At 40.1% G+C, this 15,512-nt stretch carries 15 protein-coding genes and 2 tRNA genes; 8 read left to right on the top strand and 9 right to left on the bottom strand.

What is annotated here, in order from left to right:
• Positions 1-170: 170 nt before the first annotated feature.
• Both FTU16_RS04795 and FTU16_RS04790 read left to right on the top strand, forming a co-directional pair.
• The gene (locus tag FTU16_RS04795; protein WP_180162804.1) at positions 171-1,490 is read left to right on the top strand and encodes an MFS transporter; all 1,320 of its coding nucleotides are present in this window, start codon (positions 171-173) and stop codon (positions 1,488-1,490) included.
• Positions 1,491-1,688: 198 nt separating this feature from the next.
• A complete protein-coding gene (locus FTU16_RS04790) occupies positions 1,689-2,117 on the top strand; it encodes a hypothetical protein (protein ID WP_180162831.1) in 429 nt (142 codons plus the stop codon).
• A 69-nt stretch (positions 2,118-2,186) separates the two neighbouring features.
• On the opposite strand, the gene FTU16_RS04785 is transcribed toward FTU16_RS04790, so the two are convergent.
• Positions 2,187-2,855, bottom strand: a complete 669-nt coding sequence (locus tag FTU16_RS04785; protein WP_078189884.1) for a methyltransferase — start codon at positions 2,853-2,855, stop codon at positions 2,187-2,189.
• Positions 2,856-3,051: 196 nt separating this feature from the next.
• Positions 3,052-3,900, bottom strand: a complete 849-nt coding sequence (gene folD, locus FTU16_RS04780; protein ID WP_078192972.1) for a bifunctional methylenetetrahydrofolate dehydrogenase/methenyltetrahydrofolate cyclohydrolase FolD — start codon at positions 3,898-3,900, stop codon at positions 3,052-3,054.
• A 152-nt stretch (positions 3,901-4,052) separates the two neighbouring features.
• Between folD and FTU16_RS04775 the strand changes: the two genes are divergently transcribed.
• Both FTU16_RS04775 and FTU16_RS04770 read left to right on the top strand, forming a co-directional pair.
• Positions 4,053-4,126: transfer RNA gene (locus tag FTU16_RS04775), tRNA-Cys, on the top strand.
• 10 nt (positions 4,127-4,136) lie between these two features.
• A tRNA-Leu gene (locus tag FTU16_RS04770) sits at positions 4,137-4,222 on the top strand.
• Positions 4,223-4,376: 154 nt separating this feature from the next.
• On the opposite strand, the gene FTU16_RS04765 is transcribed toward FTU16_RS04770, so the two are convergent.
• The gene (locus tag FTU16_RS04765) at positions 4,377-5,369 is read right to left on the bottom strand and encodes an NAD(P)H-quinone oxidoreductase (RefSeq protein ID WP_180162803.1); all 993 of its coding nucleotides are present in this window, start codon (positions 5,367-5,369) and stop codon (positions 4,377-4,379) included.
• Between the two features lie 131 nt (positions 5,370-5,500).
• Between FTU16_RS04765 and FTU16_RS04760 the strand changes: the two genes are divergently transcribed.
• A complete protein-coding gene (locus tag FTU16_RS04760) occupies positions 5,501-5,851 on the top strand; it encodes a co-chaperone YbbN (protein WP_180162802.1) in 351 nt (116 codons plus the stop codon).
• A 17-nt stretch (positions 5,852-5,868) separates the two neighbouring features.
• On the opposite strand, the gene FTU16_RS04755 is transcribed toward FTU16_RS04760, so the two are convergent.
• The 6 genes from FTU16_RS04755 to cysD all read right to left on the bottom strand — a co-directional run bounded on the left by FTU16_RS04755 (position 5,869) and on the right by cysD (position 11,056).
• Positions 5,869-6,129: a DUF2798 domain-containing protein gene (locus FTU16_RS04755; protein WP_180162801.1), complete on the bottom strand. Its 261-nt coding sequence runs from the start codon at positions 6,127-6,129 to the stop codon at positions 5,869-5,871.
• 10 nt (positions 6,130-6,139) lie between these two features.
• Positions 6,140-6,460, bottom strand: coding sequence for a DUF3861 domain-containing protein (locus tag FTU16_RS04750; protein WP_180133622.1), 321 nt, complete (start codon positions 6,458-6,460; stop codon positions 6,140-6,142).
• On the bottom strand, positions 6,457-6,978 hold the full coding sequence (locus FTU16_RS04745) for a PadR family transcriptional regulator (RefSeq protein ID WP_180162800.1): 522 nt from the start codon (positions 6,976-6,978) through the stop codon (positions 6,457-6,459). Before FTU16_RS04745 ends, FTU16_RS04750 begins: the two co-directional genes overlap by 4 nt.
• Positions 6,979-7,066: 88 nt before the next feature.
• Positions 7,067-7,999, bottom strand: coding sequence for a DUF4760 domain-containing protein (locus FTU16_RS04740; protein WP_180162799.1), 933 nt, complete (start codon positions 7,997-7,999; stop codon positions 7,067-7,069).
• Positions 8,000-8,375: 376 nt separating this feature from the next.
• Positions 8,376-9,989, bottom strand: a complete 1,614-nt coding sequence (gene cysN, locus FTU16_RS04735; protein WP_180162798.1) for a sulfate adenylyltransferase subunit CysN — start codon at positions 9,987-9,989, stop codon at positions 8,376-8,378.
• Between the two features lie 152 nt (positions 9,990-10,141).
• Positions 10,142-11,056, bottom strand: a complete 915-nt coding sequence (cysD, locus tag FTU16_RS04730) for a sulfate adenylyltransferase subunit CysD (RefSeq protein WP_078189893.1) — start codon at positions 11,054-11,056, stop codon at positions 10,142-10,144.
• 330 nt (positions 11,057-11,386) lie between these two features.
• Between cysD and FTU16_RS04725 the strand changes: the two genes are divergently transcribed.
• From FTU16_RS04725 to FTU16_RS04715, 3 genes are all read left to right on the top strand, one after another.
• The gene (locus FTU16_RS04725) at positions 11,387-11,929 is read left to right on the top strand and encodes a hypothetical protein (protein ID WP_180049124.1); all 543 of its coding nucleotides are present in this window, start codon (positions 11,387-11,389) and stop codon (positions 11,927-11,929) included.
• A gap of 465 nt (positions 11,930-12,394) precedes the next feature.
• Positions 12,395-13,033, top strand: a complete 639-nt coding sequence (locus tag FTU16_RS04720; RefSeq protein WP_180007473.1) for a YqiJ family protein — start codon at positions 12,395-12,397, stop codon at positions 13,031-13,033.
• A 176-nt stretch (positions 13,034-13,209) separates the two neighbouring features.
• Complete coding sequence (locus FTU16_RS04715; RefSeq protein ID WP_168379214.1) at positions 13,210-14,922, top strand: flotillin family protein; 1,713 nt, start codon at positions 13,210-13,212, stop codon at positions 14,920-14,922.
• The last annotated feature ends 590 nt before the right edge of the window (positions 14,923-15,512 follow it).

Raw genomic sequence — 15,512 nt, 5'->3', positions numbered from 1 at the left:
GGTCAAAAAATTCGCATCTTATAGACTAAAGTCGCATGATTTTCTGCGACAACAGGAGTATAAATTAAATAAATATAGTTCCATCTCCCATTTCGACAAAATATATTGATTTAAACTTTTCCCAAAGAGTTTAAATGGATATGTTTTGCATTCATTCCTTGGAGAATGATGTGTCAAACTCATCTGAGCCAGTTGTTCCTGAACAATTGGATAGAAAAACTCGTGTCAAATCTATCCTCGGCGGATCTGCCGGCAACCTCGTTGAATGGTACGACTGGTATGTCTACGCTGCCTTTACCCTTTACTTTGCACCGCAATTTTTCCCTGACGGTGACAATACTGTAAAACTCTTACAAGCAGCTGCAGTCTTTGCACTCGGTTTCTTAATGCGTCCAATCGGCGCATGGGTCATGGGTATTTATGCGGACCGTAAAGGTCGTAAAGCAGGTTTGACGCTGTCTGTATCGTTGATGTGTGTCGGCTCACTGATGATCGCATGTGCACCAACCTATGATTCTGTAGGCATGCTCGCACCCGCTATTCTACTTTTAGCGCGTTTACTCCAAGGCTTAAGTGTTGGTGGTGAATATGGTTCTAGTGCCACCTATTTGACTGAAATGGCAGGTAAAAACCATCGTGGCTTCTTCTCAAGTTTCCAATATGTCACACTGATTTCAGGTCAGCTATTGGCACTTTGCGTTTTAATTATCTTACAACGCAATTTCTCAGAACAAGCTTTAACTGAATGGGGCTGGCGTGTTCCGTTCTTCATCGGTGCATTACTCGCTATTGTGGTGTTCTGGATTCGTCGCGGTTTAGTTGAAACTCAATCCTCTAAAGAAGCTCAAGAACAGGCTAAAAATGGTGGTCCAAAATCAGGTGCTTTAGCGTTATTTACCAAACACCCTAAACAAGCCTTCACTGTGATCATGTTAACTGCCGGTGGTACTTTAGCGTTCAACACCTTTACCACTTATTTGCAAAAATATTTGGTCAACACGTCGGGCTTTGAAAAAACCACAGCAACTGAAATTACCACTGCTGCGATTTTCATCTTCATGCTATTACAACCTGCTGTCGGTGCGCTTTCAGACAAAATTGGTCGTAAGCCAATTATGATCGCCTTTGGTGTGCTTGGTGTACTCTTCACCATTCCAATTTTCAACGGTATCGGTTCTACGACTAGCCCAACCACAGCATTTATGCTTTGCATGAGTGGTATGGTGATTGTCACTGGTTATACTGCGATTAATGCTGTAGTGAAAGCAGAGTTGTTCCCTGCACACATCCGTGCCCTAGGTGTTGCATTACCTTATGCGATTGCAAATACACTCTTTGGTGGTACAGCAGAACTTGTGGCTTTGAGCTTCAAAAATGCAGGCCATGAAAACTACTTCTTCTACTACATTACATTCATGATTGGTTTATCTTTAATTACCTATGTCTTCATGAAAGATACTAAAAAACATAGCATGATCACTGACGATTAATTCGCTCAGCCCTGCTATTCCACTTAAGCTCATCAAAGCCTATTTTGATGAGCTTTTTTTATCTGCATTTCCATCTACTCATCGTTTCGGCTGCATCAAAGATTTAATCAAACTTCTTTGGCTTTCTTTGTTTTCGCCATCGAGTCGACAGACGGACTATGGCATACTGAGTATACAAATACACACGGCGAATGAATGATGAAAAATATTTACAAAGTTTTAAGTTTGGGTATTGTTGCAATGTCGATGGCTGCTTGCCAAAGCACTCCACGTGCTTTTAATGGTCAAACGGGCTTTCAAATAGAATCACTATCTGCAGATAGCGCAACACTTGCATATACTTTAGCGGGTCGCCAAAACCAACAACTGGATGCCAATAAATTACAACGTGCTTGCCAAAAAGTATTAAATACGCAAAAGACCTATAAATTACAAATCTTAAGCGTGAACGAAATTGCAAATCCTGCTTTGGAGAATACCCAGTACGGCCGTCAAATTGGTAATACACGTGCGAACTTCGGTCTGTCAAATACCCCAGACCTACGCAATTCAGAAAACTTAGGCGCACGTGATGCACTCGATGCTCGCCCTGCAGCCTTACGTGTGGTTCGCTATACCTGTTCTTAATAACTATTATGATGTTCAAAAGACAAAAAATAAGACGCTTAAAGCGTCTTATTTTTATGGGTTCAATAATTATAGGGTTTTATAAAAACTCACATTTCGAAACTCAGGTGATTCATCCAAATCAGGCCATGTCGTCGCGCTACGTTCATCGAGTTTTTCATATTTAGGATGACTAAAGTTTTTCACACGACTGTCTGCCACCCACACTTCTGGAGCAAACTTTAAAAACTCATCCAAAAAGAAACGGTTGCATTGGTCATATAGCACATCGGCAGCCAATAAAATATCGACTTGTTCGGCTTTATACAGATCGTCCAAATATTCGAGTTCGACATTATTCAGCTCTGCATTGGCACGGCAGGCATCCAGGCTCACTTGGTCGATGTCACAGCAAATTACACGCTTTGCCCCTGCCATTTTCGCTGCAATCGCCACCACACCTGAACCTGCACCAAAGTCCAATACCACTTTATCTTTGACATGATGCGGCTCAGCCAATAACCACTGCGCCATAGCAAGTCCTGAAGCCCAACAAAAGATCCAATACGGCGTGTCATTCCATATACGGCGAATGACTTCATCATCCAATTTATCGGTTGGAAATACCGGTGGAATCAGCCATAAAGAAATAGGCGTTTCAGGTAACTGTTGAGCATGTAATTCACAATGCGGAATGACTTCATGCAGTGCTTTCAGTAAATGTTCAGGGGCTTTGGGGAATTGGAAAGTACAGCTCATTAGAATTTTATTTTTCGAATATGCAGAGTTTTAGTGTCATAAAAGCCTAAATTAAGATCGGAAGTTCCCTCTCCTGAGCAAAATTTAAAGCACTGCTTTTAAATTGAAGCGCAAGAGAGGGTTAGGGAGAGGATTATTTATAAAAAGCACCCTCATCCTAGCCTTCTCCCAGAGGGAGAAGGAAAAACCGACAACATTAACCTAAAGCTTTTTCAGCAGCTTCAACAGTTTGACGAATCAACGTTGTAATGGTCATTGGGCCTACACCACCCGGAACAGGTGTATACGCAGAAGCAACTTCTTCAATACCCACCAATTGGATATCACCTACACCGCCGCCATCACGTGGATGAAAGCCAGCGTCAACAACCACTGCACCCGGTTTGATCCAATCTTTTTGAATCAATTCAGCTTTACCTACCGCACCCACAATAATGTCAGCTTGCTTAACAAAGTCAGCTAAGTTTTGAGTACGTGAGTGGCAAGTGGTCACTGTTGCATTCGCTTCTAGCAGCATTGCAGACATTGGTTTACCCAAAATTGCAGAACGACCCACAACAACTGCATGTTTACCTGCGATTTCAATGTTGTTTTCTTTTAGAATGGTCATAATACCTGCAGGAGTCGCAGAACCATACGCAGCCTCACCCATCGCCATACGGCCGAAACCTAAGCAAGTCACGCCATCTACGTCTTTTTCAAGAGAGATCGCATCGAAACATGCACGCTCATCAATTTGAGCAGGTACTGGGTGTTGTAACAAAATACCGTGAACATCTGGGTTTGCATTCAATTTTTCAATTTCAGCAAGCAATTGCTCAGTTGTGGTTTCTTTAGGAAGCTCAACTTTTAATGAATCCATACCAACACGGCGGCAAGCATTCCCTTTCATACGTACATAAGTTGCAGATGCACCATCGTCACCTACCAAAATAGTCGCAAGAATTGGGGTACGACCAGTTTTCTCTTTTAGCGCTTCTACGCGAGTCAACAAGTCAGCTTCAATTTTCTTCGCCAATGCACGACCATCTAAAACTAATGCCACGGCACTTCTCCAAGTGATGATATGAATCAATTTTGCACATAATACATGATTATTTTAAATTTTTTACCTTGTATGCTGCTTTTATGCTCATACAGATGAATCTGCTATTGTTTTTTTTTCAGAGCTTGCTAATATACGCATCAACAAGACATGGCGGGGTGGCAGAGTGGTCATGCAGCGGACTGCAACTCCGTGTACGCCGGTTCGATTCCGACCTCCGCCTCCAATCTTGTTAAGCCCGAGTGGTGAAATCGGTAGACACAGGGGATTTAAAATCCCCCGCCCACAAAGCGTGCCAGTTCGAGTCTGGCCTCGGGCACCATTCTTCTACTACTGAAGATGGTGTAATAAAGAACCCAGCGATAAGCTGGTTTTTTTATGCCTAAAATTTAGTAAGACAATAAAAAAGAGGGACATTGCCCTCCTTAATTATTTTAAAACACCCTACAAATACAGCGTGTTTTAAAAAGAAAACTTTAGATCACTTCAACCACAATCTTACCTACATGGTCACCCGTATCCATGGCTGCATGCGCTTCTTGAATTTGATCAAACTTAAATGTTTTGTAGATCATTGGCAAGCATTCACCTTTAGACCATAACGGAACAACATTTTCTTGAATGCCTTTGGCAATCTCTGCCTTTTCTTCAGTATTACGCGCACGCATGGTTGAACCTGTAATGGTCAAACGCTTCATCATGATCTGACCCAGCTTCACCTCTTTGGCCTTTGCACCACCTAAAAATGCGATATAAACCAAACGACCGTCACGACGCAATAGATTGAGGTTCTGCGCCAAATACGGCGCACCAACGATATCCAAAATGACATCTACACCTTGCTCATTGGTCGCTTCATTAATCACTTGCTCAAAGTCTTGAGTCTTGTAGTTAATCGCATGTGTGATATCAGAGATCGCTTCCACTTTTTCATCTGAACCGACTGTTGCAAAGGTTTTCATGCCTAAGGCATTACACAGCATAATAGCTGTTGTACCAATACCACTGGTTCCACCATGAATCAGCACCGTTTCACCTGCTTTGGCTTTACCCATTTGGAATACATTCGCCCAGACCGTAAAGAAAGTTTCAGGAATCGCAGCAGCTTGGGTAAAGCTGACGCCTTCAGGAATCGCAATGGTTTGGCTTTCAGGCACCACGCAATATTCTGCATAACCGCCACCATTGGTCAGTCCGCAAACCTTATCGCCCACCTTAAACAAAGTGACTTCTGCACCCACAGCAACCACTTCACCCGCCACTTCTAGACCCGGTACTGGTGTTACCCCTTTCGGCATTGGGTATAAACCTTGACGCTGTAAAATGTCTGGACGGTTGATGCCAAAGGCATGCACTTTTACCAACACTTCATCTGCTTTCGCTTCTGGGATGGCAACGCTCTCATAGGCCAGTTTTTCAACACCGCCCGGCTCAGTAATAATGACCTGCTGCATGCTTTGCTGTGACATTGTTTTTCCTTTTCAATTATTGACTATTCATCTATCTCTGCACTATTTGAACATAGAAATGGCGCAGAATGAATAAACATGGACTTATGTATAATTTGTAGTGTATTTCGTAAATGAATAATAGGCCAAGCATGTCTCAGATCCTTGAATACAATGAAGATAACGCCAGCGACTATGAATGGTTCGACGGTTTTGCCGTGATTCGTTTCTATGCAGACTGGTGCGCGCCCTGTGTGCAGAACTTCCCTGTATTTGAGCAGTGTGCAAGCCAAATGTCAGCAGAGCATGCACGGCTCAAATTTGGCAAGGTGAATATTGATTCCTCACCGATACTGACTTTGCGCTATAACGTTTATGGTCTACCTTCAACCTTGCTGTTTTATCGCGGGCAAGTGATTCAACGTATTGCAGGTGTCAAATCACTGACTGAATTAACAGCCATCATTCTAAGCGCGATGCAGTCACACTCAGACGATGACTAAGAAAATTTTCCTAACTATTATTTGGAAGTCGGTTCATTCGGCAAGCGTACAAACTTCATTAACGTATTACGTACCAAAGGCAAAACCACTAATATCAGCGGAAATGCCATCATCCACGATAGGCTCCAAGCATGTAACCAAATACCAAGAAAACCTTCAACCAAGCCTTTATTCATCAGCATGTTAAAGCAAGAAATTGAACCGCTCATAATGCCGGACAAGATTAGGGGCATCAGCCAAGTCATATGTTTGGGATGAAATTTTGGGCGTTGATTCATCTGTAAACACCTATTGTTCGTCTTGGGCTGCGTTCTGGGCTTTTACGGTTTGTTTCAGTGTTTTCATAAACTGGCCGAAATGCGGCATGAAATCTTTAAATAAAGGATGGTCTTTATTTTCCAGCAAGGTTTCACCAAACAGTTTTAAACCCACAGCAAAGGCTTTAGTCTTTTCTTCATCTAATAACTTCGCTTTAGTCAAATGCTCCAATACCTTAAACATGTCATCATGGTTGTAGGCATTAAACTGCAACGCTTCGGTATAAGTCGAAGGATTGCCCTGCGCATCAGCAATGTGTTTGAGCGTAATTTCATATTGATGCTGTTTCATTGTGTCACCTCCATACGGCTGATTTCGACTGCCGCCTGATCGATTTTTTCTGCAATGACATACACTTGTTCAGGAGTCAGTTCACTGTGCTGAATTTTGATGCGCAGGGATGCTTTTAGGTTTTCCATCGCGCGTTTGATATCAACGTATTTTTCGTTGTTGTGGATTTGCTTGCGGGTATCAAAACGACACAGAATTTTCTCTACAGTGGCTTTTTCTGCATCTAGATGTACTAAGCCTGACTGAGTGACGCTGTATTGTTTACGGTCTTCTGCATTCAATTCTGCATGGATGTATTGCTGTTCTTCGAGGTAATTCAGCGTTGGGTAAATTGTACCTGTGCTTGGACTGTAACCGCCGCCTACGACATTTGCTACATCTTTAATGATGTCATAACTAAACTTAGGCGCTTGGGAGATCAGATGCAGCACCAATAGTTTCATGTGCCCTGCTTCAAACAGGCGTTTTCGGGTTTTGACTGGACTATCGCTACTGTCGAGAAGGTCTGAATTTGACATCGCAAAGATACACCTTAAAACTACTTAAGATATATCTTATATTGATTTTCTTATAATGTCACTTATTTTTATTAATGCCAGATCCACACTACTCGAAATCTTTTCCTTTTAAACAGTCAATACATATAAACTTATCTGACTCTTTATGAATAGTTAACCATTCAATTACTTGCATAATCCAACTTATTATTGACCATAAAAAACATGTAAAAAAATTCAATAAGATATAAGTAAAAACAATCTTAGCTGTATTAAAACCACCTTCAACTACCCCAACTTTATACCACTCTTTACATTCAGCACATTTAGAATGATTTTCTTCATCCCATCTTTTATGTAGCATTTCCAACTGATTGTAAATTTTTGGATTATCCAACTCCCGTAAATGCTCAATGATTTTTTGAAAAAGAATGTAATTTGACTTTAATATAGACTTAAAGCTCCCCCTAATAAGATCTTCATCTAAATTATTATGCCTAATACCAATAGCAACAAATTCTAAAAAATTTAATAAATAAGTCACTGCTGATTTTTCAGCATCCCCTAAGTCCTTAAATTCACCAACTGTTAATTGCACCTTTTCATCTGGCTTGGGTTTTCTCTCCAATATCAACTTTCTTCTAATAACTGTCGCTTTATCAACTTTATCTATATAAACAGTTGAATTACGGCTATTCATTAATACTTGTACAGAATGCGATCGAACCGTATTAATAATTTGCACCCTCGATGTAAAAATCCAGCCAAAAACAGCTGCAATTGCCGCCAAGGCTGTCACTAAAGCTGTAGTTTTAAATTGTGTCTCAGTATTTTGAATATCAAAGTTTAGAAAAGTATATTCTTCAAAAAATGCCTTCCACACTAGAATATTTGTAAAGGCCATTCCCAATAAGATCAAAATTAAAAGCAACTGAACACTACTTCGTATTTTTAAAAAAAAGTTATCTCTCTTATAAGCAAAAAAATACGCAATAATTGTGATATATGGAATTATTAAAAAATATGTTGTTATAAATGACATAGTTATTCTCAAAAATAAAGCATCCTTATAGGATGCTTTATTTTTGAGAATAAGTTAAGTAGATATTAGCCTAAACCATATCCTTCACTAAGACAGAAAGTCACTTTTTTATTATAGTTCATCATTTCCTCCTATTGAAAAAAACACCTTAGTAAGCTATAGGCTTCTAAGGTCTTGACTGTATAAGCACAAGATAGCACATTTACTCTACTTGTCAATAACTCACCCCAAACCTAAGCTTTAAAATATATCAATAAAAACATAAACTTAAATATTTAATAAATCAAAAAAAAACAAACTGATACATTTTTTAAATTAATAAAAATCGAAAAAAACCCGCCTTTCGGCGGGTCTTTTTTTAAATCAATTCAATCTATTACAGACGAACCAACTCAACAATTTTCTCAGCAACTTCTTCAGCAGTCTCTACTGTGTAAGCCACATCAGTACCTTCAGCAGTATCTGTAATCACAACCACACCAGTTTCACGTACAAGCGCAACTTGCTCTGTAGTCAAACCTGCTTTCGCAATCGCAACTACACCTTGCTGAATCAACAAGCTTTCAATCGCTTGCGCATTTTCAAGTGCTTTTGCAGTTACAGTTACCGCAGCAGGTTTTTGACCTAGACGTGCAGCACGCGCTTCAGCAGTTACAGGCTCGTTGTGTGCAGTCCATTCCACTGCAGACTCAACCATACCCGCACCAACAGTCACGTTGTTTAAACGATCGATGAAGATAAATGAACCTGTGTAACGGCTGTCTTGATAACGGTCAAATACCACTGGCGCATCAAACTCGATGGTTACATCAGCAATTGAGTTTAACTCAAGCTCAGACACTTCCATTTTTTCCAATGTGTTTACATTGGTACGGTAGTTGATTTTCGCAACTTTCGCAGGAATAGTTTGTGTACCAAACTTCACATTATACAGTTTGCCAACCACTAAAGGCGCATCTGTCATCCATACCACAGAGGCACGTGCAGAACGTGAAATTAGAGGCTGTTCGCCCGCTTTCACCAACACGTTACCGCGTGAAATATCAATTTCATCATTTAGCGTAAGTGTTACCGCTTGACCTGCAACAGCATGGTCTAAGTTACCATCAAAAGTCACGATTTCTTTAACCGTAGAAGACTTACCAGATGGTAATGCAGTAATGGTATCGCCAACTTTCACTTCACCAAGTGCGATCGTACCGCAGAAACCACGGAAGTCGAGGTTCGGACGGTTGACATACTGAACAGGGAAACGGAATTCGTGCTTGCTTGTATCATGCGAAATTTCAACAGTTTCCAAAGTCTCCATTAAAGTCTGACCTTGGTACCACGGCGTATTTGGTGATTTGTTTACAACGTTATCACCATTCAACGCAGAAATTGGCGTGAAGATAATGTTCGCAGGTTTACGATCGCCCAGTTGGTTAACGAACTCGTTGTACTCCGCTTGAATTTCATTGAAGCGCGCTTCAGAGAATTCAACCAAGTCCATTTTGTTCACTGCAACCACAATATTACGAATACCTAAAAGGCTCGCAATAAATGAGTGACGACGAGTCTGGGTTTGAACGCCATAACGCGCATCAATCAAGATGATCGCTAAATCAGCAGTCGACGCACCAGTTGCCATGTTACGTGTGTACTGCTCATGCCCTGGGGTGTCAGCAATAATGAACTTACGTTTTTCAGTAGAGAAATAACGGTAAGCCACGTCAATGGTAATACCCTGCTCACGTTCCGCTTGTAGACCATCTACAAGTAAAGCCAAGTCAGGTGCATCACCCGTAGTACCGACTTTTTTAGAGTCACGTGTTACGGCTTGCAATTGATCTTCATAAATCAATTTTGAATCGTAAAGCAAACGACCAATTAAAGTCGATTTACCATCATCCACGTTACCGCAAGTGAGGAAACGTAGAAGGTCTTTATTTTCGTGTTGTTTTAAATACGCCAAGATGTCTTGGCTAATTAAATCTGATTGATGAGACATTGCTCAAAGCTCCACATATTCTTTTGAAATCGGTTTCTGAATCTTTTTAATCCCTCTAAATCTCCCTTTAAGAAAGGGAGACTTGGCTCCGTTCTTTCTCGGGAGTTCCCCCTCTTTCGTAAAGAGGGGGTTAGGGGGAGATTATGAGATTCTTAGAAGTAACCTTCCTGCTTTTTCTTTTCCATCGAACCTGCTTCGTCATGGTCGATCATACGACCTTGACGTTCAGATGTGGTGGCTAAAAGCATCTCTTGGATAATTTCCGGTAAAGTTGTTGCAGTTGACTCAACCGCACCTGTAAGTGGGTAACAACCTAAAGTACGGAAACGCACTGATTTCATTTGTGGCACTTCACCTTCGTTCAAACGCATACGCTCATCATCAACCATGATCAGTGTACCGTTACGCTCAACCACTGGACGTTCAGCAGCCAAGTACAAAGGAACCAATTTAATATTTTCGAGGTAGATGTATTGCCAAATATCCAACTCAGTCCAGTTAGACAATGGGAATACACGAATACTTTCGCCTTTGTTCACTTTACCGTTGTAAAGATTCCAAAGTTCAGGACGTTGGTTTTTAGGGTCCCAACGGTGTTTGGTATCACGGAACGAGTAAACACGTTCTTTAGCACGAGATTTCTCTTCGTCACGACGTGCACCACCGAAAGCCGCATCAAACTGATATTTATCAAGTGCTTGTTTTAAGCCTTGAGTTTTCATGATATCAGTATATTTTGAGCTACCATAATCGAACGGATTCACACCTGCGTCTTTACCTTCTTTGTTTTGATGCACGATCAAATCAAAGCCATGCTCTTTTGCCATGTTGTCACGGAAAGTAATCATGTCTTTAAATTTCCAACCCGTGTCTACATGCAGTAGTGGGAATGGAAGTTTGGCAGGATAGAATGCTTTTAAAGCAAGATGCAGCATGACCGCTGAATCTTTACCGATTGAATACAGCATGACTGGGTTTTCGAACTCAGCAGCAACTTCACGGATGATATGAATACTCTCAGCTTCAAGCTGTTTAAGATGAGTAAGTCTTTCCTCATTTAATGACATGGACAACACCAGCTTAGAATATGTGTACTTATTACACTTTTAAAGATATATATACATTATAGTGATTAAGCTTTCATAACGATTGCTTGTTTTGTGATATTGATATTCTTATTCGTCATATACAAATTGTCTGATAGTGCTTATCAATTTTAATTAATTTAATACGATAGACTTATCAATTTCATTATTATTCTAGTCCGAGATCCGTAATTTTACGCAATTTTTTATCAATTAACTAATCGCTAAATCCTCTAAACAATCGGTATTCAAATTCGCTCAAAGTATCTAAAGTATCTAAAGTATCTATATCACTCTCCAATAGTTATTGATATGCCATATAGTCACTATACGCTTGAAACCTTAAAGTCGCTGATTGAAGCAGCAGGTCTTGCTGGCTATATTTATCAGCATTCGTCACACATCCTCGTGCTCCAAGAAGCTTTAAATGATGACGGCAGCCCGCTGAATAACTTTATTCAACATGAGCTAAGTGCAGACCAAATTGGCCTTCAGTTCGGCCTACGACTTTTGGACAATAAACTCGAATTTTTGATTGGGGTGACTCACAGTAACCAAGATCGCGGCTACGAAATTGGCGCTGGCAATTTAAAGGCCGATCAACGCGCATTTAATCTGCTCTATGCTTTTTATAATTTTCCCAAAGCATTTCACTTAATCCATTTCCCGCTCGCAGCCAATAGCACCCAGTTAGAAGAAGAGATCGAAAAGCAATTGTTTCAACTTGAAAGCATGGGCTTTTTAGACACTGCGATTAAAACCAATCCGATGGGCGAACAAGTGAAGTGGATGAAAACCTTTATTGTTCAAGCGGCTTTAGATATGAAAGTACGCATTCAAACTTCATTGTTATAAAAACGGTTAAAGCCACCTAAAAATAGCTCTTTTGAACACCAGTTCAAATCTCCATATGACATCGAAAGTCACGGTAAAGCTCTCAGCACTGCCGTGACGGTTATAAATTTACATTTCCTAACATTGTTTTCTGTGCCTTTTAACAAGCCATTTTTCTCCGTTAAGCACGACCACTTATATATCTGCAATTAGACTGAAAATTTGATTGATCACAATGACTTAAATCTTAAATGGGTAAAGCAGAAATACTATTAACTTTAGATTTAGATAATCTTGACTTAATTGATCACCTATTTTTAAAGAAAAACTTAGTAATAGCTCACATAAAAGCCGACTTTTTGTTAATCTGATCTGTAATTTTTTTACACAATTTCGACAGATAATGTTATTTTATTTACTGAAAAAAATTCAGCCAGAATTATTTTTTTTTGATTTTTTATAAGCATAAATATAGAGATAAATATAATGTGGGAATTGTTTACTCACCCGTCTAATATCGTGTTTAGCATCAGTCTCTGTTTAATGTTCTTGTTTGGACTTTTTGAGATTGTGTTAACAATTTTAGGGGGTGGTTCTCAAGGCTTCTTAGATCAATTCCTACCTGAGGATGTTGGTCATAATGCAGAGCTAGGTGTAGATGCCGATGCAGGTATCGTGACACGTGTGCTCGATTGGTTGTATTTGGGTCGTATTCCACTGTTTGTATGGCTCATCATTTTCTTATGTGTCTATAGTTTATTGGGCTTTGCTATTCAAGCCATCGTTAACCAAATGACCAGTATGATGTTCAGTGCATGGATTATTGCACCAGCCTGTATTTTTCTGTGCATGCCCTTCGTACGTTTTAGCGCAATGCTCATTGCCCGTATTTTACCCCAAGATGAAACCACTGCCATTTATAGTGATGAATTGATCGGTAGAACGGCCACGATCATTTTGGGTGATGCACGACCCCAGTCTCCTGCTCAAGCCAAAGTCAAAGATCAACACGGATTGACCCATTATATTTTGGTTGAACCTGAACAAGATGAAATTTTCAGCCAAGGTCAATCAGTGGTTTTAACCCAAAAAACAAATGTAGGCTTTCAAGCCACCATGCTCTAAATTTTGAATGAATTGATGCTCGATCAGTTCTTCTAACACCATATAAATACATTTAACGCGTCATACGTTCAGCAAATCTCGAAGTCATGATGAGTCAACAAAATACTGATTTTTAAACCAAACTTGTTAGCACTTTAGAGGGTTAACTTGAACTACAACAAAAGAGATAAACGTCCATGTTAGACATTATTCCAAGCGGTATCCTTGTTTCAGTCGGGATAATTTTTGCCGCACTTATTTTTATTGGTTTTATTATTGCTCGACTTTATCGTCGCTCAAGTAAAGAGATTTCATTTGTGCGTACAGGCTTCGGCGGTGAAAAAGTGATTTTAGGTGGCGGTGCTATTGTGCTTCCTGTGCTGCATGAAATTATTCCAGTCAATATGAACACCCTACGTCTTGAAGTACGCCGTGCAGATGACCAAGCGCTGATTACACGTGACCGTATGCGTGTCGACGTGATGGCGGAGTTCTATGTCCGTGTGAAACCAACCGCAGATTCGATTGCTACCGCAGCACAAACGTTAGGTCAAAAGACCATGTCGCCAAATGAGTTAAAGAATTTGGTCGAAGGAAAATTTGTTGACTCATTGCGTGCAGTTGCCGCAGAAATGGCGATGGAAGAGTTGCATGAAAAACGTGTCGACTTCGTACAAAAAGTTCAGCAAGTGGTGTCTGAAGATTTACATAAAAACGGTTTGGAACTTGAAACTGTTTCATTAACTGGCTTAGACCAAACAGGCTTTAAATACTTTAACCCACAAAATGCGTTCGATGCTGAAGGTTTAACTAAACTGACAGAAACCATTGAAGACCGTCGTCGTAAACGTAATGCGATTGAACAAGATGCAGATCTTGCGATTAAGACCAAGAACTTAGAAGCAGAACAAGCACGTCTACAAATTTTGCGTGAAGAAGAATATGCAAAACTGCAACAAGAACGTGAAATTTCAATCCGTCGTGCAGAACAGCTTGCAGAAATTGCATCACAAGAAGCTGCTAAAAAACGTGAAGCCGAAGAAGCGCGTATTGCTGCTGAACGTGAAGTTGACTTAAAGCGTATTACTGCTGCACGTGACGTTGAAAATCAAAATATTCAAAAGTCACAAATTATTCAGCAAGCCCAAGTGGAACAAAAGAAAACAATTGAACTCGCTGAGCAAGACCGTGCCATTGCCATTGCTGAAAAATCTCGTGCTGAATCTGAAGCTAAAGCACATGCCGATCAAGCACGTGCTCAAGCGGTAAAAGCCGAAGAAGAAGTGATTACCGTTCGTCAGATCCAACAAGCTGAACGTCAAAAAGCTGTCGAATTAGTCTCTGCGAAAGAAAAAGCGGAGAAAGATGCGATTGCCATTACTGTCGCGGCAGAAGCAGGTAAACAAGCAGCAGCAGATGATGCAGAAGCGATTCGTATTGCAGCTGAAGCCGAAGCTGAAAAAGTTCGCTTAAAAGCCAAAGGTGAAGCTGACGCAAAAGTTCTCTTGGCTCAAGCGATGGAAAAACAATACCAAGTTGATGCTGAAGGTACACGTGCAGTGAACGAAGCAAACAACGTATTGTCATCTGAACAGGTTGAAATGCAAATTCGTTTAGCGATGCTGAAATACTTACCTGAAATCATTCGCGAAAGTGTGAAACCAATGGAAAACATTGATGACATTAAGATTTTGCAAGTGAATGGCCTAAATGGTGGTCATGCAGGTTCTTGCCAAGGTGATGCTCACCACGAAGGCAGCGGTAATGTTGCCTTGTCAGACCAAGTGGTGAATAGTGCCCTACGCTACCGCAGCCAGGCCCCACTGATTGATAGCTTGATGAGTGAGCTTGGTATCCAAGGTGGCGATATTAACGGTTTAACTCAGAGCTTAAAAACCAGCAAAAACTAAGTTTTTGATTGAGATAGGGCTCCATCAAATCTCTTTATTCAGAAGTGATTGCTTGAGCAACACATTCTAAATGAATTAAAAAAGCAGTGTCCGCACTGCTTTTTTTATGGCTTAGATACTTGTACTTATGGGCATACAATCTCCCAAAGAAATGAACAACATTTTCTGTCTTATCAGAGCGCTTTTAATGGTTTCTGACATTTATATTTCGCATCACAGCCTGATGTTAAATCAATGAACAAATGGCGTATTTCATAAAAATACTCATTTAGAAGCTATAGAGCAAACAGCATAAAATTATGAAACAAAATATTTAAAATCAATTAATTGATATATCCTTCTCATCTTACAGAATAAGATATTTACTTCTATATATTCAGCTCGATAACATTTTGTTCTATCTATTGTTTTTATAAAACTTGGAAATTGCTTATTAAATTGAAAATAGGGCCTAACAAGGTTTTTGCACTTCAAACCATCAACTAAAAAATAATAGCTGACTATAGATGTATATGCTCATGTAGATTTTCTTAAAAAAATTTCATCACTGAGATAGCAAATTTCACCAATTTTAAAGCTCCCCCTTCTCA

It is taken from the genome of Acinetobacter sp. YH12069 (assembly GCF_013419675.1).
Classification (GTDB): Bacteria; Pseudomonadota; Gammaproteobacteria; order Pseudomonadales; family Moraxellaceae; genus Acinetobacter; species Acinetobacter amyesii.
Note: the sequence above shows the minus strand (reverse complement) of the source record. Positions and strands in the feature narration are given on the sequence as shown.